Source organism: Asticcacaulis sp., from assembly GCF_047605585.1.
In the GTDB taxonomy this organism is placed as follows: domain Bacteria; phylum Pseudomonadota; class Alphaproteobacteria; order Caulobacterales; family Caulobacteraceae; genus Asticcacaulis.
Window position 1 is genome coordinate 45,284 of the sequence record NZ_JASGFK010000009.1, and the last position, 21,650, is coordinate 66,933.

26 protein-coding genes and 1 tRNA gene are annotated in these 21,650 nt (G+C 60.3%); 22 read left to right on the plus strand and 5 right to left on the minus strand.

The genetic code is table 11. The features are described 5' to 3' along the window. Window positions 1-41 precede the first annotated feature (41 nt). The 13 genes from hemA (at window position 42) to QM647_RS16830 (ending at window position 11,947) form a co-directional block, all read left to right on the plus strand. Window positions 42-1,265, plus strand: coding sequence for a 5-aminolevulinate synthase (gene hemA / locus QM647_RS16770; protein ID WP_414996703.1), 1,224 nt, complete (start codon window positions 42-44; stop codon window positions 1,263-1,265). 65 nt (window positions 1,266-1,330) lie between these two features. Further along, window positions 1,331-1,561 (plus strand): DUF6898 family protein, encoded by a 231-nt coding sequence (locus QM647_RS16775; protein WP_414996704.1) that lies wholly within the window; start codon window positions 1,331-1,333, stop codon window positions 1,559-1,561. Window positions 1,562-1,657: 96 nt separating this feature from the next. Then, the gene (glyA, locus tag QM647_RS16780; protein ID WP_414996705.1) at window positions 1,658-2,962 is read left to right on the plus strand and encodes a serine hydroxymethyltransferase; all 1,305 of its coding nucleotides are present in this window, start codon (window positions 1,658-1,660) and stop codon (window positions 2,960-2,962) included. A gap of 77 nt (window positions 2,963-3,039) precedes the next feature. Next, complete coding sequence (gene nrdR / locus QM647_RS16785; protein WP_414996706.1) at window positions 3,040-3,564, plus strand: transcriptional regulator NrdR; 525 nt, start codon at window positions 3,040-3,042, stop codon at window positions 3,562-3,564. 122 nt (window positions 3,565-3,686) lie between these two features. Next, a complete protein-coding gene (locus QM647_RS16790) occupies window positions 3,687-4,334 on the plus strand; it encodes a RibD family protein (protein WP_414996707.1) in 648 nt (215 codons plus the stop codon). A 9-nt stretch (window positions 4,335-4,343) separates the two neighbouring features. After that, window positions 4,344-4,934: a riboflavin synthase gene (locus QM647_RS16795; RefSeq protein ID WP_414996708.1), complete on the plus strand. Its 591-nt coding sequence runs from the start codon at window positions 4,344-4,346 to the stop codon at window positions 4,932-4,934. Window positions 4,935-4,940: 6 nt separating this feature from the next. After that, window positions 4,941-6,092, plus strand: a complete 1,152-nt coding sequence (ribB, locus tag QM647_RS16800) for a 3,4-dihydroxy-2-butanone-4-phosphate synthase (RefSeq protein WP_414996709.1) — start codon at window positions 4,941-4,943, stop codon at window positions 6,090-6,092. Window positions 6,093-6,163: 71 nt separating this feature from the next. Next, a complete protein-coding gene (locus QM647_RS16805) occupies window positions 6,164-6,631 on the plus strand; it encodes a 6,7-dimethyl-8-ribityllumazine synthase (RefSeq protein WP_414996710.1) in 468 nt (155 codons plus the stop codon). Then, the gene (nusB, locus tag QM647_RS16810) at window positions 6,628-7,176 is read left to right on the plus strand and encodes a transcription antitermination factor NusB (RefSeq protein WP_414996711.1); all 549 of its coding nucleotides are present in this window, start codon (window positions 6,628-6,630) and stop codon (window positions 7,174-7,176) included. The genes QM647_RS16805 and nusB overlap by 4 nt, the downstream gene beginning before the upstream one ends. Window positions 7,177-7,351: 175 nt before the next feature. Next, a complete protein-coding gene (thiL, locus tag QM647_RS16815; protein WP_414996712.1) occupies window positions 7,352-8,326 on the plus strand; it encodes a thiamine-phosphate kinase in 975 nt (324 codons plus the stop codon). Between the two features lie 130 nt (window positions 8,327-8,456). Beyond that, complete coding sequence (locus QM647_RS16820) at window positions 8,457-8,984, plus strand: glycine zipper 2TM domain-containing protein (RefSeq protein WP_414996713.1); 528 nt, start codon at window positions 8,457-8,459, stop codon at window positions 8,982-8,984. A gap of 77 nt (window positions 8,985-9,061) precedes the next feature. Further along, a complete protein-coding gene (locus QM647_RS16825) occupies window positions 9,062-9,493 on the plus strand; it encodes a hypothetical protein (protein WP_414996714.1) in 432 nt (143 codons plus the stop codon). Window positions 9,494-9,784: 291 nt separating this feature from the next. Continuing rightward, window positions 9,785-11,947, plus strand: coding sequence for a sodium-translocating pyrophosphatase (locus QM647_RS16830; protein ID WP_414996715.1), 2,163 nt, complete (start codon window positions 9,785-9,787; stop codon window positions 11,945-11,947). 96 nt (window positions 11,948-12,043) lie between these two features. On the opposite strand, the gene bamE is transcribed toward QM647_RS16830, so the two are convergent. After that, window positions 12,044-12,538, minus strand: a complete 495-nt coding sequence (bamE, locus tag QM647_RS16835) for an outer membrane protein assembly factor BamE (RefSeq protein ID WP_414996716.1) — start codon at window positions 12,536-12,538, stop codon at window positions 12,044-12,046. A 160-nt stretch (window positions 12,539-12,698) separates the two neighbouring features. On the opposite strand from bamE, the gene QM647_RS16840 reads away from it, so the two are divergent. The 7 genes from QM647_RS16840 to QM647_RS16870 all read left to right on the plus strand — a co-directional run bounded on the left by QM647_RS16840 (window position 12,699) and on the right by QM647_RS16870 (window position 17,447). Continuing rightward, window positions 12,699-13,334, plus strand: a complete 636-nt coding sequence (locus QM647_RS16840; protein ID WP_414996717.1) for a ubiquinol-cytochrome C chaperone family protein — start codon at window positions 12,699-12,701, stop codon at window positions 13,332-13,334. Next, window positions 13,331-13,873 carry a YceD family protein gene (locus QM647_RS16845; protein WP_414996718.1) on the plus strand — a complete coding sequence of 181 codons (543 nt, stop codon included), beginning with the start codon at window positions 13,331-13,333 and terminating at the stop codon, window positions 13,871-13,873. Before QM647_RS16840 ends, QM647_RS16845 begins: the two co-directional genes overlap by 4 nt. Window positions 13,874-14,010: 137 nt before the next feature. Further along, the gene (gene plsX, locus QM647_RS16850; RefSeq protein WP_414996719.1) at window positions 14,011-15,159 is read left to right on the plus strand and encodes a phosphate acyltransferase PlsX; all 1,149 of its coding nucleotides are present in this window, start codon (window positions 14,011-14,013) and stop codon (window positions 15,157-15,159) included. Window positions 15,160-15,162: 3 nt separating this feature from the next. After that, a complete protein-coding gene (locus tag QM647_RS16855) occupies window positions 15,163-16,143 on the plus strand; it encodes a beta-ketoacyl-ACP synthase III (RefSeq protein ID WP_414996720.1) in 981 nt (326 codons plus the stop codon). 281 nt (window positions 16,144-16,424) lie between these two features. Next, window positions 16,425-16,727, plus strand: a complete 303-nt coding sequence (locus QM647_RS16860; RefSeq protein ID WP_018080247.1) for an integration host factor subunit alpha — start codon at window positions 16,425-16,427, stop codon at window positions 16,725-16,727. A 15-nt stretch (window positions 16,728-16,742) separates the two neighbouring features. Further along, window positions 16,743-17,249, plus strand: coding sequence for a MerR family transcriptional regulator (locus QM647_RS16865; RefSeq protein ID WP_414996721.1), 507 nt, complete (start codon window positions 16,743-16,745; stop codon window positions 17,247-17,249). 121 nt (window positions 17,250-17,370) lie between these two features. Continuing rightward, window positions 17,371-17,447 (plus strand) — tRNA-Pro (locus QM647_RS16870). A 222-nt stretch (window positions 17,448-17,669) separates the two neighbouring features. On the opposite strand, the gene QM647_RS16875 is transcribed toward QM647_RS16870, so the two are convergent. Next, entirely contained in the window at window positions 17,670-18,011 is a 342-nt protein-coding gene (locus QM647_RS16875) for a hypothetical protein (RefSeq protein WP_414996722.1), read from the minus strand. A gap of 116 nt (window positions 18,012-18,127) precedes the next feature. Here QM647_RS16875 and QM647_RS16880 point away from each other — a divergent pair, with 116 nt between their 5' ends. After that, entirely contained in the window at window positions 18,128-19,102 is a 975-nt protein-coding gene (locus QM647_RS16880) for a glycine-rich domain-containing protein (protein WP_414996723.1), read from the plus strand. On the opposite strand, the gene QM647_RS16885 is transcribed toward QM647_RS16880, so the two are convergent. Genes QM647_RS16885 through QM647_RS16895 form a run of 3 tightly spaced genes read right to left on the minus strand, consistent with a single transcriptional unit; the run spans window position 19,099 to window position 20,206 of the window. Then, window positions 19,099-19,698: a TMEM175 family protein gene (locus QM647_RS16885; RefSeq protein ID WP_414996724.1), complete on the minus strand. Its 600-nt coding sequence runs from the start codon at window positions 19,696-19,698 to the stop codon at window positions 19,099-19,101. The two genes, QM647_RS16880 and QM647_RS16885, sit on opposite strands and share 4 nt — an antisense overlap. Continuing rightward, window positions 19,695-19,949: a DUF2842 domain-containing protein gene (locus QM647_RS16890; protein ID WP_414996725.1), complete on the minus strand. Its 255-nt coding sequence runs from the start codon at window positions 19,947-19,949 to the stop codon at window positions 19,695-19,697. Before QM647_RS16890 ends, QM647_RS16885 begins: the two co-directional genes overlap by 4 nt. Further along, window positions 19,949-20,206 carry a transglycosylase gene (locus tag QM647_RS16895; protein WP_414996726.1) on the minus strand — a complete coding sequence of 86 codons (258 nt, stop codon included), beginning with the start codon at window positions 20,204-20,206 and terminating at the stop codon, window positions 19,949-19,951. Before QM647_RS16895 ends, QM647_RS16890 begins: the two co-directional genes overlap by 1 nt. A gap of 210 nt (window positions 20,207-20,416) precedes the next feature. Here QM647_RS16895 and QM647_RS16900 point away from each other — a divergent pair, with 210 nt between their 5' ends. Then, window positions 20,417-21,457 (plus strand): COX15/CtaA family protein, encoded by a 1,041-nt coding sequence (locus QM647_RS16900; RefSeq protein ID WP_414996784.1) that lies wholly within the window; start codon window positions 20,417-20,419, stop codon window positions 21,455-21,457. Window positions 21,458-21,650 lie beyond the last annotated feature (193 nt).

Below are 21,650 nucleotides of genomic sequence, written 5' to 3' on the forward strand. Positions count from 1 at the left end.
CAACAGGATACGCGGCGAAAGTGTCGCCGTCGGAGTGTGATATGAACTATAATGCCGCTTTCGAGGCCGCTGTAGAAGCTGTTCGCGCCGAAGGGCGCTATCGCGTGTTCGCCAATCTGAAGCGTCACGTCGGCCAGTTTCCGCGCGCCACCTGGATCAGGGAAGACGGCAGTGAGCAGGACGTTACCGTCTGGTGTTCCAATGATTATCTCGGCCAGGGCCAGAATCCGGTCGTCATGGACGCCATGCACCAGGCGATCGACGATGTCGGGTCCGGTTCGGGCGGCACGCGCAATATCTCCGGCACCACCTGGTATCATAACAACCTCGAAGCTGAACTGGCCGACCTGCACCAAAAGGAAGCGGCCCTGGTCTTCACCTCCGGCTATGTCGCCAACGAAGCGACCCTGACGACGCTCTACAAGATCCTGCCCGGCCTGATCATCTTCTCGGATGAACTGAACCACGCCTCGATGATCCAGGGCATCCGCAATGGTCGTGGCGAACGCCATGTCTTCCGCCACAACGATCTCGAACACCTCGAAGAGCTGCTGAAGGCGGCGCCGGCCAATGCGCCAAAGCTGATCGCCTTTGAATCGGTCTATTCGATGGACGGCGATATCTCCGACGTCCGCGGCACCGTGGCCCTGGCGAAAAAATACAATGCCCTGACCTATATCGATGAAGTCCATGCCGTTGGCCTCTATGGTGAACGTGGCGCCGGCGTCGCCGAACGTGATGGTATCATGGGCGAGATCGACATCATCGAAGGTACGCTCGGCAAGGCGTTCGGCATGATGGGTGGTTATATCGCCGGCACCTCGGCCATGGTCGATGCCATTCGCCTGTGGGCTTCGGGTTTCATCTTCACCACCTCGCTGCCCCCCGCCGTCATGGCCGGCGCCGCGGCTTCGGTGAAGTACCTGAAGGAACATAATGAGCGCCGCGTCGCCCATCAGGAACGCGCACAAAGCCTGTTGAAGAAACTGCGCGCCAAAGGCATCGCCACTTTCCCGACGCAGTCGCATATCGTGCCGGTGCTGGTAGGTAACGCCAAGCACTGCAAGATGGTCTCGGACATGCTGCTCAATGATTTCGGCATCTATGTCCAGCCGATCAACTACCCGACCGTGCCGAAGGGCACCGAGCGCCTGCGCTTCACCCCGTCGCCGGACCATACGGACGAGATGATCGATCACCTGGTCGAGTCGATGGACAAGCTCTGGACCATGTGCAACGTGGCCCGCCTGCCGGCGGTAGCCTAATCTTTCACGGATAACCTTTTCTGTGAGCGGCTTGTCACAAAGACAGAGTCGCGACACAATAGCTTATGTCCGAAATCTATCTCGAAATGCAGCGCAAGGGGCCTTACCTGAAGGTCACGGCGATTGACGCCGATACTGCGGAAGAGGTTTCGGCCATGGGGCCGGTCAACGATCCGGAAGGCGTCAAGCGCCTGGCCGTGCTCAAGCTGAAAAACAAGCTGGCCGAAAAGCGTGGCCAGGGTAGCAGCGCCAGCGGACAGAAGCCCGACACCTCCGGGCGCGGCAAGCTGGTTTGACGGTTAATCCTCTTAAAAACCTTGCCTCGTGCTGGCTATAAGCGTAAACGCTCCCCATATCCCCCTTATCCTTCCTCCAGCACAGGAATCGCTCCCTTGAACGCACCCGCGAACGCCGGCTCATTCATCCCGCAAGGCTTCTTCAACAACGACCTCGCCACGCAAGACTCCGAAGTCATGGCGGCCATCAAGGGCGAGCTGCATCGCCAGCAGGACCAGATCGAGCTGATCGCCTCGGAAAACATCGTCTCCAAGGCCGTTCTGGAAGCGCAGGGCTCCGTGCTGACCAACAAGTATGCCGAGGGCTATCCCGGCCGCCGTTATTACGGCGGTTGCGAATACGCCGATGACGTTGAGCGCCTGGCCATCGAACGCGCCAAGCAACTGTTCAACTGCGCCTTCGCCAACGTCCAGCCGCACTCCGGCGCCCAGGCCAACCAGGCCGTTTTCTTCTCGCTGCTCCAGCCGGGCGACACCTATATGGGCATGGACTTGGCCTGCGGTGGTCACCTGACGCACGGCTCCCCGGCCAATCAGTCAGGCAAGTGGTTCAATGTCGTGCCCTACGGCGTGACGCGCGACACCAACCTGATCGACATGGAACAGGTCAATGACCTGGCCCAGCAGCACAAGCCGAAGCTGATCATCGCCGGCGCCTCCAACTATCCGCGCCATATCGATTTCAAGCGCTTCCGCGAGATCGCCGATTCGGTCGGTGCTTACCTCTTCGTCGACATGGCCCACTATGCTGGCCTGGTCGCGGGCGGCGTGTATCCGGATCCGCTGCCGCATGCTCACATCGTCACCACCACCACGCACAAGACCCTGCGCGGTCCGCGTGGCGGCCTGATCCTGTCGAACGACGAAGCCATCGGCAAGAAGATCAACTCGTCGGTCTTCCCTGGCCTGCAGGGCGGGCCGCTGATGCACGTCATCGCCGGCAAAGCTGTGGCCTTCGGTGAGGCCCTGCAACCGGAATTCAAGACCTACGCCAAGCAGGTTGTCGCCAATGCCCGTGCGCTGGCCGATACCCTGGTGTCGCGTGGCCTCGCCATCGTCACCGGCGGCACCGACAGCCACGTCATGTCGGTCGATCTGCGCCCGAAGGGCCAGAACGGCAAGGATACGGAAGCGGCGCTGGAAGCGGCCTTCATCACCTGCAACAAGAACGGCATTCCGTTCGATGACAAGCCCTTCACCATCACCTCGGGCGTCCGTCTCGGCACGCCAGCCGGCACCACCCGCGGTTTCCGCGAGGCCGAGTTCATCACCATTGGCAATCTGATTGCCGATGTCGTCGATGGTATGGCGGCCAATGGCGGCCAGCCGGATCTGGCCGTTCAGGAAAAGGTCCGTGCTCAGGTGCTGATGCTTACCAAGCAGTTCCCGATCTACTCCTAATCTTGTCGCGCAATAATTCCGAAAAGTGCACAGCCTCTTTGCAGGGCACTTTTCGGATTGCGCTTAGAGGCTCCTGAATGCGTTGTCCCTTCTGCGGAAACCTTGAAACCCAGGTGAAGGATTCCCGCCCGTCGGAAGACGGCGCGGCGATCCGTCGCCGCCGGTCGTGCTCGGAATGCGGCGGACGTTTCACCACGTTCGAACGTGTGCAACTGCGCGATCTGATGGTGGTCAAGCGCTCGGGACGACGCACGCCTTTCGATCGCGAAAAGCTGGAGCGCTCCATTTCGATTGCGCTCCGCAAGCGGCCGATTGATCAGGACCGCGTCGACCGCATGGTGTCGGGTATTGTCCGTCAGCTGGAAAGCATGGGCGAGACCGATATCCCGTCCGATACGGTCGGCGGTCTCGTCATGGAGGCGCTCAAGTCGCTCGATGTGGTCGCCTATGTGCGGTATGCCTCCGTCTATCGTGATTTCCGCGAGACATCGGACTTCGCCAAGTTCCTGGGTGACGAGGGGCTTAACGAGACCATCGACGAGCCGCACGATATCAAGCAAGGGCTGGGCGAACAGGATATTTCCCCCAGTGACGATGCCTGATTGCCAATGATAGGTTATTGGCAATCAAGCTTTTTTCTTTTGCGCTCAGGTGCCGCGCGGGCTTACCTCGCAACGGCTCGGGCGGGCGGTCGCCCTTGTCGAACCTGTAAAGGTTCGGAATAATGCGCCCGCAGATCACCCTCAAACTTGCTACGACCCTCGATGGACGGATCGCCACAGCTTCCGGCCAGAGCAAGTGGATCACCGGCGAGGAGGCGCGTCGCGTCGTCCATGAACTGCGCGGTGGCCATGATGCCGTACTCGTCGGCATCGAAACCGTGTTGAAGGACGATCCGGAGCTGACCGTCCGGCTGCCGAATTACGAAGGCTATCAGCCGGCGCGGATCGTGCTCGATTCCCGCTCGCGCCTGCCGATGACGTCCAAGCTGGCCCAGACGGCGCGCGTCATCCCGACCTATGTGGTGACCACGACCGAACTCACTGGTGAAATGCAAGCCCTGGGCGTCAAGGCCCTGAAGGTGCCGTCGAAATACCAGCGCGTCGATCTGCAGGCCGCGCTCGAAGCGATTAGCGCGGCCGGGATCGAGCGGCTGTTTGTCGAGGGCGGCGGCGTGATTGCCACGTCGTTTCTGCGCGCTGGCCTGGTCGATCGCCTTGAATGGTTCCGTTCGGCCACCATCTTGGGCGGAGACGCCCGGCCGGTGTTCGGGCACCTGAATATTGAAGACATCAACCATATGGTGCGGTTTACCCGCCTGGGCGTCCAGTCGGTCGGTGATGACCTCTGGGAAACCTATGAACTGATCTGAGGACTGAACGTGTTTACCGGTATTATTTCCAGCATGGGGACGGTCGAGACCCTGATAAAATCGGACGCCGGCGTGCGCCTGACCATGCGGGTCGATTTCGACCTCGATGATGTCGAGATCGGCGCCTCGATCAGCCATGCCGGCTGCTGCCTGACCGTCGTTTCCAAGCAGGGCCGCAGCTACGATCTCGATGTCTCCAACGAGACGCTCAACCTGACCAATCTCGGACAATGGCAGGAAGGCTCGAAGGTCAATATCGAACGCGCGCTGAAGATCGGTGACGAGCTGGGCGGCCATATCGTTTCCGGCCATGTCGATGGTCTGGCGAAGCTGATCAGCGTCAAACAGGATGGCGACAGCTATCGACTGACCTTCGAGGCGCCTGCGCCGCTGCACCGCTTTATCGCCCCGAAGGGCTCGGTGGCGCTCGATGGCATTTCGCTGACCGTCAACGAAGTCGAAGGACAGACTTTCGGCGTGAACATCATTCCCCACACCTGGCTGCACACAACCTTGTCGAAAACGACAGTCGGTGACAGCGTAAACCTTGAGGTTGACCGCCTGGCGCGCTATGCCGCCCGTTGGTTTGAGACAGAGTAAGCCATCATGAGCCTGAACAAGATCACCAACGACCTGGGTACCAACCCGGATAACGGTTACGACAGCCCGATTTCCTCGATCGAGGATATCCTGGAAGACGCCCGCAATGGCCGCCCCTATATCCTGGTAGATGCCGAGGATCGCGAGAACGAGGGCGATGTGGTTATCCCCGCCCAGATGGCGACCCCGGACATCATCAACTTCATGGCCCGTTTTGCTCGCGGCCTGATCTGTCTGTCGATCACCGGTGAGCGCGCCAAGACCCTGCGCCTGCCGCCTATGGTCCATGATAACGGCGCCCGCAACGGCACGGCCTTCACCGTGTCGATCGAGGCCAAGGACGGCATCTCGACCGGTATTTCGCCGAAGGACCGTGCCCATACCATCGCCGTGGCCATCGATCCGACCAAGGACTCCCGTGATATCGTCTCGCCCGGCCACGTTTTCCCGCTGGTTGCCCGCGAAGGCGGCGTTCTGGTGCGCGCCGGACACACGGAAGCCGCTGTCGATATTTCACGCATGGCCGGCCTCTATCCCGCCGGCGTGATCTGCGAGATCATCAATGACGATGGCACCATGGCGCGCTTGCCGGACCTGGTGCCCTTTGCCCAGCTCCACGGGCTGAAGATCGGCACCATTGCCGACCTGATCGCCTATCGCCGCCGCACCGAGCGCTTTGTCGAACGCGTGCTGGAGCGTCCGTTCGAGAGCGAATGGGGGGGGCAGTTTCGCCTGATGGTTTACCGTAACCAGCTCGATGGCTCGGAACACCTGGCCCTGGTCAAGGCGCAGCCATCGCCCAGCAAGCCGACACTCGTGCGTATGCACCAGCTCGATATCGCCTCGGATGTGCTGGGCGGGCAGGGTGGCGCCTTCCGCAGCAGCTACGTGCAAAAAGCCATGCAGGCCCTGGCGGACCACAATGGTCCGGCCGTCATGGTGTTGCTGCGCGACCCGGATCCGAAGGTCCTGTCGAACCGCTTCGGCTCGGACGAAGGTGCGGCGCAGAACCAGCGCGGCCTGCGCGATTATGGCGTCGGCGCCCAGATCCTGCTCGATCTCGGCGTGCGCGATATGATCGCCCTGTCCGGCACCCGCCCGAAGCCGGCGGCGCTGGAAGGCTACGGGCTTTCCATCATCGACTGGCAAACCCTGTAGATTTTGCTTTTTCGCGAAGGCATAAGGGCGTATTGACCTGCCTTCCACGCCTATTTTGAGGACGACTCGCCTTGACCCTAGAGACACCGCTTCGCATCCTGATCGTCGAAAGCCGCTTTTACGACGATATCGCTGATGAGCTTCTGGCCGGCGCCAAAGACGCCCTCGAAGCCCTGGGTGCGGAATATGACGTGGTCACCGTGCCGGGCGCCTTCGAAATCCCGGCCGCCATCGCCATGGCGGAAGATGCCGCCCACCGTCCGGCCGGCCGCGCCTATGATGGCTATGTGGCGCTCGGCTGCGTCATTCGTGGCGACACCACCCACTATGACTATGTCTGCAACGAATCCGCCCGCGGCCTGATGGACCTCAGCTACAAGCAGCGCCTGGCCATCGGTTACGGCATCCTGACCGTGGAAGACGAGGAGCAGGCCTGGGTCCGCGCCCGTCGCTCGGAAGGCGACAAGGGCGGTACGGTCGCCAAGGTCTGTCTGACCATGATATCCTTGCGCAAGAGCCTGATGGACGGTACGCAATGAGCGATGCCAGCCCCAAACCAACCAGCACGTCGACCAGCCTGAAGGCGGTCATCGATCAGCTGAACGCCAACGAAGCCGAATCCAAATCGCTCTCCAACAAGGAAAAGCGCGCCCGCACAGTGGCGCGCCTCGTCCTGGTCCAAGCGCTCTATCAGCTCGATCTGACGGGCGCCGGTGTCGAGACCGTCATCAAGGAATTTTCCGACTACCGCTTTGACGGCGATCTCGATGGCGAGCCCCTGGCCGCCGCCGACGAGGCTTTCTTTGCCGAGGGTGCCCGCACCATCGTCAAGGAACAGGCTGTCATCGATCCGTTGGTCATCAACCGCCTGGCTTCGGGCTGGCGCATCGAACGCCTCGATCCGACGGTGCGCGCCATCCTGCGCGCCGGCACCTGGGAGTTGAAGTTCCGCGCGGATATTGGTCTGCAAGTGATCATCAACGAATATGTCGAGATCGCCCGCGCCTTCTATGGCGAGACCGAGGCCCGGTTCGTCAATGCGGCACTGGATGGCATTGCGGCGGACGTACGCTCACAAAAATAGCACTAAACAGGCGAAATTTCGCGTAAAATCTTGTCGCATTCTCGCTGATTGCGTGCATGATGCCGCCGGACGCAAACGGCTCTCAAAGACCGTTTGCACAGCGGGCGACCGCCCGTCGCCGCCGATGCGGCGCGCTATACGGCGTTTGAGCTAAAAATAAGCGTGAGGGCTGTTCATGGGCGAGCACGACGAATTTTCCATCATCGATCAGCTCTTCAAGCCGCTGGCGGGCCTGAGCCGCGAGGCGAGGGGCCTTGTCGATGATGTTGCCGTTATTGCCGGCGATCCGGAACACGATCTGGTCGTCAATACCGATGCGCTTGTGGCCGGTGTGCATTTCTTCGAACACGATCCGCTCGATCTCGTGGCGCGCAAGCTGATGCGCGTCAATCTGTCGGATATCGTCGCCAAGGGGGCGAAACCCTATGGCTACCAGTTGCTGACAGCCTGGCCGCGAGGCACGGCCTATGCCGAAAAGGCCGATTTCGTGCGCGGACTGAAGATCGACCAGGATCGTTTCGGGATCAGCCTGTTCGGTGGCGATACGGTATCCACCGAAGGCCCGCTGGTCGTTTCCATGACGATGTTCGGCAAGGCCCCGGCGGGGAAGACCTTGTCGCGGCTGGGCGCGCGGGCCGGTGACCGGGTCCTGGTCAGCGGCTATATCGGTCAGGGCTATCTCGGCCTGAAAGCCCTGCAGGGCCAGCTGCTCGGCATGTCGCACGAAGACATCAACGAGGTTATCAGCGCCTATCATCTGCCGGAAATCCGCCTGGACTTGATCCAGGCCCTGCGCGATCATGCCCGCAGCGCCATGGATATTTCCGACGGTCTGCTGGCCGATGCCGATCATCTGGCGCGCGCCAACAAGCTGGTGATCCGCCTGGATGTCAACAAGGTGCCGACCTCGCTGTCGGCGCGGGCAGCCATTGCCTCCGGCATCAGCCCGGTTGCCCTGTTTACCGGCGGCGACGACTACCAGATTCTCTGCACGGCCGACGAAGTCAGTGCGAAGGCTCTGATTCTGGCTGGATTTTACGATATCGGCGCCTGCATCGGCCTGGCCGAAGAGACTCAGCCGGGCGCGGAACTGTGGTCGGACGGGCGCCAGCTCGATGTCGCGGTCAAGGGTTTCCGCCATCCGCTGTAGGCCGCTTTCAGAAAACTTATAAATGTCCGGCTGCTTCCATAGGCCGGCCGTATTGCCAACGTCACATTTTGCGCTTAGCCCTTCGAAGTCGCACGCACAGACCGCGACATATCTGAGGAGGTTACCTACCATGAAAACGATAGTGAATGCCGGCCTGGCCCTGACCTTGGTGGCGGGTCTCATGCTGCCCGGCCTGGCGTCGGCTCAGGACCGCGACCTGCGCGGCTATGACGGTTACTGCTATGCCAAGAAAAAGGAAGCGCAGACCAATGGCACGGTGATCGGTGCCGTTCTGGGCGGACTGGTCGGCAGCCAGGTGTCCAAGCACGAACGCGGCCTGGGTGCCGCCGGTGGCGCGGTCATCGGTGGCGTGATCGGCAACAATGTCGGCAAGTCGAGCGTCAAGTGCTATAACGGCGAATACTATTCCTATCAGGGTTCCTATTACGATCCGGCGCCGCCGCCGGCCGGCTACTCTGTCGTCTATTACAAGGAGCGTCCACCGCAGGATCGCTATCAGCACGTCTATTACGACCGCTATCACCACACCGCGCCGCCGCCCTATGCCTATGGCGATGCCTGGCGCAATGATGACGGCAACCCCAATGGCTGGCGTGACAAGGACGGCCACTGGCATGACGGTAAGCGCCGCCATTAATCTGATAAAGCCCTCCGGCGATTCCGGAGGGCTTTTTTCTTCAGTCGTTATCAACCAATCTGCGCGATAAAAGGGGCATGATCCAAGCCCTGCACCGCCGCCGCCTCATTACTGCCGCCCTTGCTGCGGCAGCCAGCCTGGCCAGTCTTCCGGCCCGGGCCAGCGAAGGTGAGGCGAAGAAGGCCGGCGACCCCTCGGTTCAGCTCGGTGCCGTGGCCATTCCGGTAACGGTCAACGGACGGCTGGCCAATTATCTCTTTCTCAGCATCCGCATCAATCTGAACATGGCGGCCAACGAGGCCAAGTTGCGCCAGCAGGAACCGTATTTCCGCGATGCCCTGGTGCGGACGGCCTCGAAGATATCCTTCGGCCAGCCCGGCAAGGACTATCTGCTGGATGAACCGCGTTTCAAGCAGGTGATGATGGGGGAGTGGGCCAAGATCGCCGGCCCTAATGCCATCAAGTCGATCGATGTGCTGACGCAAAGTCCCAAGCGCCACCCCTATTAGGCGAAGTTCGGGCGTATTATTCGCGTCATTTGTGCTGCGGTGCGTCCGTTGTAAGGCGCTGAATTTACAGGCGATAAGTATTCGGCCACCTGCATTGCAACATTCAAGGCCAACAAGTCCTTGAATTATAATGAGTTGCGGCAATATATGCCTTGAAACTCAAATGAACATTTGGCACTCTCCCCAGTAATCATCTGGCAAGCTTCTGTTTTTGGGCTTGTTTTTTGAGGTCCCGATCCGGGCGGCAGTCTGCTGCGCGCTCTCATGATATAAAAACACAGGGGTTGCATTATGAATATTGCTTTGATGCTGGCCATTGCCGCCGGCATACTTGGACTATTGTATGGTGTCGTTCAGACCCTCGGTCTGATGAAAGCCAGTACCGGTAATGCGCGTATGCAGGAAATCGCCGCGGCCATTCAGGAAGGGGCCGCCGCCTATCTGAAGCGTCAGTACACCACGATCGGCATAGTCGGCGTGGTGATTTTTATATTGGCCTTTATCTTCCTCGGGCCGCTTTCCGCCATCGGCTTCCTGATCGGCGCGGTACTTTCGGGCGCGGCCGGTTATGCCGGCATGCTGATCAGCGTGCGCGCCAATGTCCGCACGGCACAGGCCGCCTCCGAAGGCCTGGCCAAGGGGCTGAAACTGGCCTTTAACGCGGGGGCCATCACCGGGCTGTTCGTGGCGGGTGGAGCGTTGCTCGGCGTGTCGGGTTACTATGCCTACCTGACCGAAGTGCTGCACAAGACGGCCCATGACCGCGACCTGATCAATGCCCTGGTTTCGCTGGGCTTCGGCGCGTCGCTGATCTCCATTTTCGCCCGCCTCGGCGGCGGCATCTTCACCAAGGGAGCGGATGTCGGCGGCGACATGGTCGGCAAGGTCGAGGCCGGAATTCCGGAAGACGATCCGCGCAATCCGGCCACTATTGCCGACAATGTCGGGGATAATGTCGGCGACTGTGCCGGCATGGCGGCCGACCTATTCGAGACCTATGCGGTGACCACGGTCGCCACCATGGTGCTGGCGGCCATCTTCTTCGGAGAAACCCCCTATGTCGGCATGATGATGCTGTTGCCGCTGGTCATCTGCGGCGTGTGTATCCTCACCTCGATCATCGGCACCTACTTTGTCCGCCTGGGCAAGGATAACCACATCATGAACGCCCTCTACAAGGGGCTGATCGCTACCGGTCTGCTGTCCATTGTGGCGCTGGCCGCCGTGATCAAGTATCTGCCCGGCCTCGGCTTCGACACCGCCTTTGAATATGTCTCGGCCGGCACCACCTTCCACTTTACCGGCATGACGCTCTTTTACTGCGGCCTGGTCGGTCTGGCGGTGACAGCGGGCTTTATCGTGGTGACGGAATACTATACCGGCACAGGTAAGCGGCCGGTCGTTTCCATCGCCCAGGCCTCGGTCACCGGACACGGCACCAATGTCATCCAGGGGCTGGCGGTCTCGATGGAATCCACCGCCGTACCGGCCCTGATCATCGTGGCCGGAATCATCGGCTGTTACCTGCTGGCGGGCCTGTTCGGCATCGCCATCGCCACCACCACCATGCTGGCCCTGGCGGGTATGATCGTGGCGCTCGATGCCTTCGGTCCGGTGACGGATAACGCGGGTGGTATCGCTGAAATGGCCGGTCTGCCGCCGGAAGTGCGTCACACCACCGATGCGCTCGATGCCGTGGGGAATACCACCAAGGCCGTCACCAAGGGCTATGCCATCGGCTCGGCCGGTCTGGGGGCGCTGGTCCTGTTTGCCGCCTATACCTCGGACCTGAAATACTTCGCCGGACTTCAAGATGCACCGGCACTTTTCAAGGGACTGGGTAACCTGACCTTCTCGCTGTCGTCGCCCTGGGTGGTGATCGGCCTGCTGATCGGCGGGCTGTTGCCCTACCTGTTCGGCGGTATGGGCATGACGGCGGTTGGCCGTGCGGCACAGGCCGTGGTCGAAGAGGTGCGCAAGCAGTTCCGCGAGGATTCGGGCATCATGGCCGGCACATCGCGTCCCAACTATGGCCGCGCGGTCGACATGCTGACCAAGGCGGCCATCCGGGAAATGGTGATTCCCTCCCTGCTGCCGGTGCTGTCGCCGATCGTGCTGTTCGGTATCGTCTATGCCATCGGTGGGGCGGTGCCGGCCTTCGAGGCCCTGGGCGCCATGCTGCTCGGCGTTATCGTCACCGGCATCTTTGTCGCCATTTCGATGACCTCTGGCGGTGGCGCCTGGGACAATGCCAAGAAATCCTTTGAGGACGGTTTTGTTGACAAGGACGGTGTGAAGCATCTTAAGGGCTCAGAAGCCCATAAGGCTTCGGTGACTGGCGATACGGTCGGTGATCCCTACAAGGATACGGCCGGTCCGGCGGTCAACCCGATGATCAAGATCACCAATATCGTGGCCTTGATCATGCTGGCGGTACTGGCCCACGGCGCCTGAGTGAAATAGCCCCCGCCAACTCAGGCGGGGGTAATTCCCAAAACAAAAGCCCGCCGGAGAATACCGGCGGGCTTTTTAAATGGCTTTTCGAAGCGATCAGTCGCGGCGGCGGTTGTTGCCAGGGTTGGTGTCCTGGCTGGTGTCGAGGCGCTGGTGGCCAACGGTTCCGAGAACCTGCTCAAGCGCGGTGAGCGAACGGCCGCGGGTCGGGGTCTTGTTCGGGTTCGGTGTCAGCACGCGGCCATCGGCCAGGGAAAGGGTCTTCACGGCGGCGACGGTCTGGGTGGTAGTGTCGAAATTGACGACTGTGACCGAGCGCGCGGTGACGCGCGGCTGCTTGTAGGTCATCTTCATCGAGGTCTGGTCGATGTAATACCATTCCGACGGATTGTAGATCGAGGTCTGAGACGGAGCGCCGATCTTGTCGAGCACGGTGGCCTCGGTATCGCCGACCTTGATGTCGACGGACGGCTTGGCTTCATGCGCCAGGTAGCCATGGTGCGTCATGGTGGGGGCGCACGCCGAGGCCATCACGGCCAGGGCAGAGGCGGCGACCAGGGCAAGGCTTGTCTTTAAGGCTGGCAGACGCATGAATATCCTGTTTGAAAAGCGAAACGCATTTGACCTATAGGGAAATTAGGCTTACGGCAAGCTTAAGGCCTAAACATGGCTAAGAACAGTAAAATTTTCCGCCGGCCGGTCATCGAAACGACACAGGACCGGAGGATTTTGGGGCCTCGCGAAAACAGCCATGCCGCCTTTCCTGAACAGTCTGAAATCCCTGCTGAAGCCCCGCACGGCAAAGCGTACGGGCGACAGCCTTTACCTGGCTTGCGTCATGCAAGCGCGCCTGCCGGTCTTCTATCTCGATTATGGCGTGGAAGACGCAATAGGCGCGCGCTTCGAGCTCCTGACCTTCCATGTCGGGCTCGTTGTGACGCGACTGAAATCTTTGCCGGCGGAGGACCCGCGCCATGATCAGGCGCAGGAAACCGCCCAGGCCCTGTTCGATTCCTTCCTGCTGGCGCTTGATTCGACGTTGCGTGAACAGGGAGTCGGCGATCTCAGCGTGCCGAAGAAGATGAAAAAGCTCGGCCAGGTCATCTATACGCGCATGAAACGCTGGGATGATATCTGGCGCGCTGACAGCGATCTGTCCGAAGCCGCCGACTATACCGCCCGCACGATCATGGCCGGCGCCGGTTATGACAACGAAGACGATGAGGCGGATGCCGGCGCGCCGGTGACGGCCGCGGTTCTTGAACGCGCTCAGGCTTTCGCTATCTATGCGTTGCAAGCGTATGATGGCTTTACAATGGATTCGGCCCTGGACGGGCGGCTGGCGTTTCCACAGCCGGCAGATTTGACTACGGAGAGTAAGGTATGAGCGATCAGTCGCAGGATGAAGGCCTCTGGACGCATGAGGTCCGTTTTGATCAGGCCCTGAAAGGCCTGACGCTCGACCTGACCGCCGACGAGGCGCAGCGCGCGTCTATTGCGCAGGCCTTCGGTATGATCGAACTGAAGGCACTGACGGCCCACATCGTTACCGGCGCCGCCACCGGCGTCAAACCGATCGTGAGGGTCCGCCTGAAGCTGGATGGTGAAGTCACTCAGGAATGCGGCGTGACGCTTGAGCCTTTCACGCACACGATTTCGGCCGATCTCGAGATCGAGTGCATCGAAAAGGCGCGCATCACCGACGAAGTCTCCGAGGTCGGGGCGCGTGAGTTCTCGCTCGATGATCTGGACGAACCGGACGTGATCACCAATGGCCAGATCGATCTGGGCCAGTATGTGATCGAGGCGCTGGGTGAGGCCTATGATCCATTTGCTCGCAAGCCGGGCGCGGTTTTCGAGGCGCCGGAGTCCGAAAAAGAGCCGTCGCCCTTCGCGGTGCTGGCCAAGCTGAAAAAGGATGAGTAAGGCATTGCCTCACAGGCATCTGGACGATAGGGCTTGCATAGTTGCAAAGTCCCGCTATCGTCCGCGACTTGTTTCCGCCGTGCAATTGCGCGGCCCACATGTGTATATATTCCTGAGTGAGAGAAGTAGATAGGTCCGTGTCGGAAACAACAGAACCTCTGTCAAAAGCGGCTGCGCCGCAAGGCTCTATTGTCCTGGCCATCGATGCGATGGGCGGCGATCATGGGCCTGCCGTCACGGTACCCGGTGCTGCCCTTCTGCTCGATGAACAGCCGGATGCCTTCTTCCAGCTACACGGCGATGAGGCGCGAATCAATGCCGAGCTGGCGAAGCTGCCGAAGCTGAAAAGCCGCTCGATCGTCGTGCATACCGACCAGTGCGTGGCCATGGATGAAAAGCCGGCCCAGGCAATCCGCCGCCGCAATACCAGCCTGGCCAATGCCATCCATGCGGTGAAATCGGGTGAAGCGCGGGCGGTGATTTCCGCCGGCAATACCGGTGCCTTGATGGCGCTCTCCAAGATGATCCTCAAGATGATGACAGATGATCTGGAACGTCCGGCCATTGGCTGCTCGTGGCCCAATAAAAAAGGCTATGGCACAGTGCTGGATGTCGGTGCCAATGTCACTTCCGATGCTCACCAACTGATCGAATTCGCTCTTATGGGCGCGGCCTTCCATCGCGCCGTGCGCGGGGTCGAGCGCCCATCCATCGGCCTGCTGAACGTCGGTTCGGAGGATGTGAAGGGCCATGAGGAGGTGCGCGAGGCGCACAAGCTGCTCAAGGAAAACACCCTGGGCCTGAACTATTACGGCTTTGTCGAGGGCACGGACCTGTGCGCCGGCACGGTCGATGTCACCGTCACGGACGGCTTTACCGGCAATGTGGCGCTGAAAACCGCCGAAGGTACCGCGCGTTTCATCAAGGATCTGATGAAAGATGCCTTCAAATCCGGACCGCTGGCCATGCTGGGCGCGCTCCTGGCCGCGCCGGCGCTGAAGGCCATGGCCAAGCGGGTCGATCCGGGCGCCAGCAATGGCGGTCCGCTGCTCGGCCTCAAGGGCATTGTCATCAAGAGCCATGGCGGCGCCGATGCGCAATCCTTCGCCAATGCCATCCGCGTCGGCCTTTCGCTCGCGGCCAGCAATTATGAGCGCGATATCACGGCGTCTCTGGCCGAACTGTCGCAGAGCATGGCAGGGCTTGCCGAAAGCGATTCAAAAGCCGATATTCAGAACAAGCCAGCCGAAGAGAGTCTGGCCGTAAAGGGCGATAAGGTTAGTTAGGACATGAGTGTGTTAAGGTCGGCGGTTACGGGGGTTGGCGGTTTTCTGCCCCAGCAGGTGATCACCAATGATGATCTCGCCCGGATAGTCGATACATCGGATGCCTGGATCGTGGAGCGGACCGGTATCCGTCAGCGCCACAAGATTTCAGATGGCATGAAGACCTCAGACCTGGCGGTCGAGGCCGCGAAGGTGGCTCTGGCGGCGGCCGGCAAGGCGCCCGAGGATGTCGATCTGATCATCGTGGCCACCACGACGCCCGACATGCCGTTTCCTTCCACCGCCTCAATCGTGCAGAACAAGCTCGGCGCGCCGACCTGTCCAGCCTTTGACGTCCAGGCGGTCTGTTCCGGCTTTGTCTACGCCCTGAGCGTAGCCGATGGCTTTGTAGCGCGCGGTCTTTCCAAGTGCGTGCTTGTTATCGGCGCCGAGGCCATGAGCCAGTTGCTCGATTACAGTGATCGTGGCACCTGCATCCTGTTCGGCGATGGCGCCGGTGCCGTCGTGGTCGAGCCGGCTGAAGGTGAGGGGACCAAGGCCGATCGCGGCATTCTGGGATTCGACCTGCGCTGCGACGGCTCCAAGGTCGATCTGCTCTATGTCGATGGCGGCACCTTCGAGACCGAAACCCGTATCGGCAAGATTCGCATGCAGGGAAATCAGGTCTTCAAGCATGCGGTTCACAAGATTTCGCAAGCGGTTGAGGCCGCCGTCGAAAAGGCTCAGCTCGAAATCGCCGATATCGACTGGTTTATTCCGCACCAGGCCAATCAGCGCATCCTCAATGGCGTGGCCGAACGGCTGGGCCTGGATGAGGACAAGGTCATCTCGACCGTGGCGCAGCACGCCAATACCTCGGCGGCCAGCATTCCGCTGGCCTGGTATGTCGGAGTTCAGGATGGCCGCGTGAAGCCCGGCGATCTCGTGCTGATCGAGGCGCTGGGCGGCGGTCTGACCTGGGGCGCGGCGGCTATCCGGCTTTAGGCCAGCTTTGCGACCGCAAGGTTATCCACAGATTACGCAAATTGCATGGATCAAGAGGGCATTCGTGCCTTCTGCCATCGGAGCTGCAACCCTGCCGTTAAGCGGCTGAAAAGTTTGTGCAATCTGCGTAATCTGCACTTCAGCTTTCTTTTTCGCCCCATTTCTCGCGGATTCACGCTTTTAATCACAAATTCGCTATAAGCCTTTGACGGATAGCGATAATTGCGGCATTGTAAGGCCTTGCCGTGGTTAAAACCATTCATGCAGGGGCGCTGAAGACCATGAAATCGCAAACCTTGACGCGAGCCGAACTTTTCGAAGACGTCCACAATGAGCTGGGCCTGCCGCGGCAGGAATGTGCCGCCATTGTAGAACGCACGCTTGACCTCGTGGTCGAGGCGCTGGAGCGTGGCGACACGGTGAAGCTGTCGGGTTTCGGCGTCTTCCAGGTGCGCGAAAAAAATGCTCGCGTTGGCCGCAATCCCAAGACCGGCAAGCCGGCCGCCATCGATCCGCGCAAGGTGATTTCCTTCCGCGCGTCGCAGATTGTCAAGGCGCGTGTCGACGCCGGCACGCACGAGTAACGAGGTAGTTCACCGGTGAACAAGGGGCCGCTCGCCTTACGGACCATTTCCGAGACCGCCGATGCTCTGGGCGTGCCGCAGCATGTGCTGCGTTTCTGGGAAACCAAGTTTACCTTTATCCGCCCGACCAAGCGCGCCGGTGGCCGCCGTTTCTACCGTCCGCAGGATATCGACCTGCTGTTGGGGGTGAAGACCCTGCTGTATGATCGCGGCTATACCATCCGGGGCGTGCAGAAGCTGTTCAAGGACGAGGGACAGAAGGCGATTCTCAATCCTTCCGGCGAGCGGTATACCGGTCCGGTCGATGAGACTGTGGCGACTGAGCAGGGGCTCGTGTCGCAGGACGAGATCGCGGCTGAGGATGCCGCGGGCGTGCGGCAGCCGGTCTTTGGGGGGGCGTCCGTTCCGCCGGCCGCGATGTCGGCCGAGATGCGTGACAGCTTTCTGAATATTGCCAAAGCTCTGGAAGAGGCGCAGGCCAGTCTGAGCCGTCATATAGGCAAGACGAAGCGCGAGACTTAAGCGACTTAAATTCCGGTGGAATTTGCCGGAAATCTGATTTTTGGGGATTGCCGGAGGCGATGTTCGTCTCTATAAGCCGCCTCTCTTAGGGGCGACAGAGCTTGTTTCCCTTATGTTTTGGCGGAGCGTGGCGCAGCCTGGTAGCGCACTTGACTGGGGGTCAAGGGGTCGCAGGTTCGAATCCTGTCGCTCCGACCATTTAAAAAATTAAAGGCGGCTCCTCGCGGGTCGCCTTTAATTTTTTAAACGCTCTGATCAACAGGATTTCGAACCGTAAGAGGTTCGGCGAGACCCGAAAGGGCGAGCGACGCCGAAGGCGCCCCGAAGGGTTAAGCATCGTTAAAACGATGCGCATCAATCCTGTCGCTCCAACGAATAAAGCGTCGCGTAGCGACACCACCTTGTCTTTGTCACCCGTCATCAAAATCGCCTGACCGCTGGATCAGACGGTCCCAGCAACGCCTCGATCTCCGCATCACTCAGCTGCCCACCACGCAACGCCTTATCAGTTTCCATAAGCGCCCTGGCCTGGCGCTCGATTTCCAGATAAGGCGAGGGCCCTGACGCCTTTCGCGGCTGTGGTTCCGATTTCACCACAGGCACTTCCTCTCCTGCCAAGGCAATCGCTTTCCCGATGGAGATCAGCGCCTTTGCGGCGCGATCGGCCTCGGCAAAGGTCGTGGGCAATTCAATCGCTTCATAGGCATCGAGAAGGCGGGCGGAGAGGGCGCGCAGGCGCCGGTTCAGGTCTGTGTTTTCCATGACACAAGCATAGGCCGACCGGGCCGCGCGGGGATAAGTGTCACCGAAGTGTCATGGACAATTGATACTATTTCCTTGCCGGAAACCGGCATATGACAACAGAAACAGGAGAGTAAATGGTAACTGACACGGCCCTTTGGCAGGCCATAAACGCCTACGAACTGGACAATGCCGATGCGGCGTTTCCTTTCGGCCGCCGCCTGGCGCGGGACAACGGATGGTCCCACGGCCGCGCGCTTTCGGCTATTGCCGAATACAAGCGGTTTATCTACCTGATCATGACGCAAGCCGGCACGGTGCTTACGCCCTCGGAAGACGTCGATGAGGTCTGGCACCTCCATCTCATCTATACGCAGGATTACTGGCATCGCTTCTGCGGGCAGACTCTCGGCCGCTCTATACATCATGGACCGACGCAGGGCGGACTGGCGGAAGATAGCCGCTATATGGACTGTTACCGCCGCACGCTGGAGATCTATGAGCGGGAATTCGGCCCGCCACCTCCCGATGTCTGGCCCGATCCGGTCAGCCGGTTCAAGCCAAACGCCATGCGGCGCATCGATCTGTCAGAGACCTTTCTCCTGCCAAAACGGCAGGTTTTTTTATGCCTGACCGCTGCCGCGCCGCTCGCCCTGGCTGGATGCGGACTGACCACGGGGCTTGTTACCGAGGCGGTGAAGATAAGGAGCCTGATCTGGGGCGGTTTCGCCTTGATTGGCCTGGTATGCCTGCTGGTCAATCTGGCGAAAATTCGCAAGCGCGGCCTGATAGGCTTTTTAATAGTCGGGTCGTTTTTCACCCTTATGTCCGCCCTGTGGCTGGGCATGATTCTCAACGATATACTGCGAGACCTGATCCATAGCCCCGTGAATGAGGCGATTGGGCAGGGAGCGGCCGGTCTGGTCGGTTATCTGTTTGCCATGACCCTCTGCCTGGCTGAAAAGCGGGGTAAGGGGGGAGGCAGCGGGTGCGGCAGCGGCTGCTCAAGCTGGAGCGGCTGCAGCAGTGACAGCGGCGGGCACTCCGGGGGTAGCGGGTCCGGATGCGGCGGGTCTGGCTGTGGCGGTGGGTGTGGAGGCGGCGGGGATTAGTGCTCGATCCGCCGGTCGGGCACCAGCCAGATCAGAGCTACGATCACATAACAGGCGATGCCGGCGAAGCTGTTCCAGAAGGTCAGGGCAATCCCGGCGATATAGATGGCCGTGGAGATGTGCCCTTTCAGATCGCTGCCGATGGCGCGGCCCACCGCGCTGTCCTTGCCGTTCACCGTGACCAGTACGCGCACCAATATGGCATAGGCGATGGAGGGCATGAGCAGCGAAAGCCCGTAGGCGGCAGTGGGGATGGTGGCGAATTCGCTTTCGCCCATCCAGCGCGTGGTGAAGGGGACCAGCGACAGCCAGAACAGCAGGTGCAGGTTGGCCCACAGGGCGCCGCCGTTTACTTTATGAACGGCGTGCAGCAGGTGGTGATGATTGTTCCAGTAGATGCCGACATAGATGAAGCTCAGGGCATAGAGCAGGAAGGTGTGGCCGACCGCGAGCAGGGCATGCAGATCCACGCCTTCGGGCGTATGCAGTTCCAGCACCATGATGGTGATGATGATGGCGATGACGCCGTCGCTGAAGGCTTCCAGACGGCCCTTGCCGATAACGGGCAGAACCGATTTGTTCGTCTCTTCGCTCATTTTGCCTTCTTCTTGCCTTTGTAGTTTTCTGACCAGGAGATCAGGGGAATGATCGGAACGCCCCACAGGGTGCCGGCCAGGGCGTAGAAGATCAGGGCCGTGATCTGGCCGCCATGCAGAAAGCCCGCCAGCGCCGCCACCACGCAGACATAGAAACCGAGCCAGACCAGGATACCGAGGCAGGTGATGGCGCGGCGTTGCGGCAAGGACAGGTTCAGGTTCAGGTTCAGGCGGTCGAGCGGGTTTGGCATCAACGGCGCTCGATCATGCGGGTGAGGTGGAACAGGCCAAGCAATACCGAACTGCCGGCAAACGATACCAGCAGGATCGAGAAAAAGTGATCGCCGAGCATCTCACTGCTCTGGATGAAAAAGTTGAGCAGGATGGCGCCGAAAATGGCGACAAAGACATTGATGGGAAAGCTGAAACGGCTTTTGCTCATGGCATTGGCGATCCAGCCGACGACGAAACCGGCCAGGGTGGCGAGGATGTAGTTCTCTGCCGTCATGGCTGAGGGCTCCTTGTCTTGGCCATTCTTCGGCCTTTTTCGTGCGCGAAGCGCTTGAATTGAGATGCCCTCTATGGGCAAAATCAAAGCATCGCCATAGCTTTGTTACAATCTCTTCAGCCAGACGGCAAGGATTTGAAACAGGGGTGGCGGGTGAAAAATGACCAGTACGGAAACCGGTACGAAAAGTTGGATATCTGAATGAAGCGTATGGTGCGACTTCCCCTCAAGTCACCCCTTGTGGCGGCCTGGCTGTTCCTGGCAGCCTTCGCGGTCCTGGCCCTGGTCTGCGTCGGCGGGGCCACCCGCCTGACCGAATCCGGGCTTTCGATCACCGAATGGAAGCCGGTAACCGGCGTGTTGCCGCCGATGAGCGAGACCGACTGGCAGGCGGCCTTCGAGGGCTACCAGAAGATACCGCAATACCGCATCATGAACGCCCATATGAACCTGGAACAGTTCAAGGGCATCTACTGGTGGGAATGGGCGCACCGCCTGCTGGCGCGCCTGCTGGGGATGATCTACCTGCTGGGCTTTATCGGTCTGCTGCTGGCGAAGGCAATACCGGGACGGCTGATCTGGCGCTGTGGTGTGCTCGTCGGGCTGATCGCGGTGCAAGGCTTTGTCGGCTGGTGGATGGTCTATTCCGGTTTGCAATACCGCACCGAGGTGGCGCCCGAGCGCCTGATGACGCATCTGTCGCTGGCGCTCATTCTGATGTGCGGCTCGATCTGGACCGGGTTCGAGGCGCTGGAGGGCCAGACGCGCGGCCGCGGCGCGCCCGATGGCTGGAAGCTGGCGACCTGGCTTCTGTTGCTGGTCGTGTTCCTGCAATGCATGCTGGGCGCTCTGGTGGCGGGCAATCGTGCCGGTATGGTCTATAATGACTGGCCGCTGATGAACGGGCACATCTTCCCGCCGGTCGATTGGAGCAAGGGGATAGGCTATAGCTTCCTGCACGACCTGGGCCTGGTGCAGTTCATGCACCGCATGAATGCCTACCTGCTGCTGATCTTCGCCACAGCCTACGCTCTGGTGATGGCACGCCGAATCAATGACGACGGCCTGAAGACCTTATCGGCCGGACTGGCGACCCTGACCTGGCTTCAGGCGGCGCTGGGCGTCACCACCCTGATCACCGTGGTCACTCTTGGGTTTGCGCTGGCGCACCAGATCGTGGCAGTCTGCCTGCTGGCGCTGGCGGTCTGGCTGACCTGGAGCGTGGCCCGGGCCGACCGGGTGTTCAGGTAACTTGCGGCGCAGATGGCTGAATGGCAGGAAAATGATACGGTAATTTAATACCTATATCAATTTTTCCTTTAAAATCAGCTTGATATGAGTGATTTTGCGCACAAATAGGCGTTGACAGGCCGGGTGTGCTCCTGTACATGACGCGCCTCTTCGTCCGGCAGAGCCCGTTTTGCCGGAAGCTAAAGGATTTTAT

Coding starts and splice junctions, on each gene's coding strand:
- hemA (WP_414996703.1), top strand. CDS start 42: ATGAACTATAATGCCGCTTTCGAGGCCGCTGTAGAAGCTGTTCGCGCC.
- QM647_RS16775 (WP_414996704.1), top strand. CDS start 1,331: ATGTCCGAAATCTATCTCGAAATGCAGCGCAAGGGGCCTTACCTGAAG.
- nrdR (WP_414996706.1), top strand. CDS start 3,040: ATGCGTTGTCCCTTCTGCGGAAACCTTGAAACCCAGGTGAAGGATTCC.
- QM647_RS16790 (WP_414996707.1), top strand. CDS start 3,687: ATGCGCCCGCAGATCACCCTCAAACTTGCTACGACCCTCGATGGACGG.
- ribB (WP_414996709.1), top strand. CDS start 4,941: ATGAGCCTGAACAAGATCACCAACGACCTGGGTACCAACCCGGATAAC.
- nusB (WP_414996711.1), top strand. CDS start 6,628: ATGAGCGATGCCAGCCCCAAACCAACCAGCACGTCGACCAGCCTGAAG.
- thiL (WP_414996712.1), top strand. CDS start 7,352: ATGGGCGAGCACGACGAATTTTCCATCATCGATCAGCTCTTCAAGCCG.
- QM647_RS16820 (WP_414996713.1), top strand. CDS start 8,457: ATGAAAACGATAGTGAATGCCGGCCTGGCCCTGACCTTGGTGGCGGGT.
- QM647_RS16825 (WP_414996714.1), top strand. CDS start 9,062: ATGATCCAAGCCCTGCACCGCCGCCGCCTCATTACTGCCGCCCTTGCT.
- QM647_RS16830 (WP_414996715.1), top strand. CDS start 9,785: ATGAATATTGCTTTGATGCTGGCCATTGCCGCCGGCATACTTGGACTA.
- bamE (WP_414996716.1), bottom strand. CDS start 12,538: ATGCGTCTGCCAGCCTTAAAGACAAGCCTTGCCCTGGTCGCCGCCTCT.
- QM647_RS16840 (WP_414996717.1), top strand. CDS start 12,699: ATGCCGCCTTTCCTGAACAGTCTGAAATCCCTGCTGAAGCCCCGCACG.
- QM647_RS16845 (WP_414996718.1), top strand. CDS start 13,331: ATGAGCGATCAGTCGCAGGATGAAGGCCTCTGGACGCATGAGGTCCGT.
- QM647_RS16855 (WP_414996720.1), top strand. CDS start 15,163: ATGAGTGTGTTAAGGTCGGCGGTTACGGGGGTTGGCGGTTTTCTGCCC.
- QM647_RS16860 (WP_018080247.1), top strand. CDS start 16,425: ATGAAATCGCAAACCTTGACGCGAGCCGAACTTTTCGAAGACGTCCAC.
- QM647_RS16875 (WP_414996722.1), bottom strand. CDS start 18,011: ATGGAAAACACAGACCTGAACCGGCGCCTGCGCGCCCTCTCCGCCCGC.
- QM647_RS16880 (WP_414996723.1), top strand. CDS start 18,128: ATGGTAACTGACACGGCCCTTTGGCAGGCCATAAACGCCTACGAACTG.
- QM647_RS16885 (WP_414996724.1), bottom strand. CDS start 19,698: ATGAGCGAAGAGACGAACAAATCGGTTCTGCCCGTTATCGGCAAGGGC.
- QM647_RS16890 (WP_414996725.1), bottom strand. CDS start 19,949: ATGCCAAACCCGCTCGACCGCCTGAACCTGAACCTGAACCTGTCCTTG.
- QM647_RS16895 (WP_414996726.1), bottom strand. CDS start 20,206: ATGACGGCAGAGAACTACATCCTCGCCACCCTGGCCGGTTTCGTCGTC.
- QM647_RS16900 (WP_414996784.1), top strand. CDS start 20,417: ATGGTGCGACTTCCCCTCAAGTCACCCCTTGTGGCGGCCTGGCTGTTC.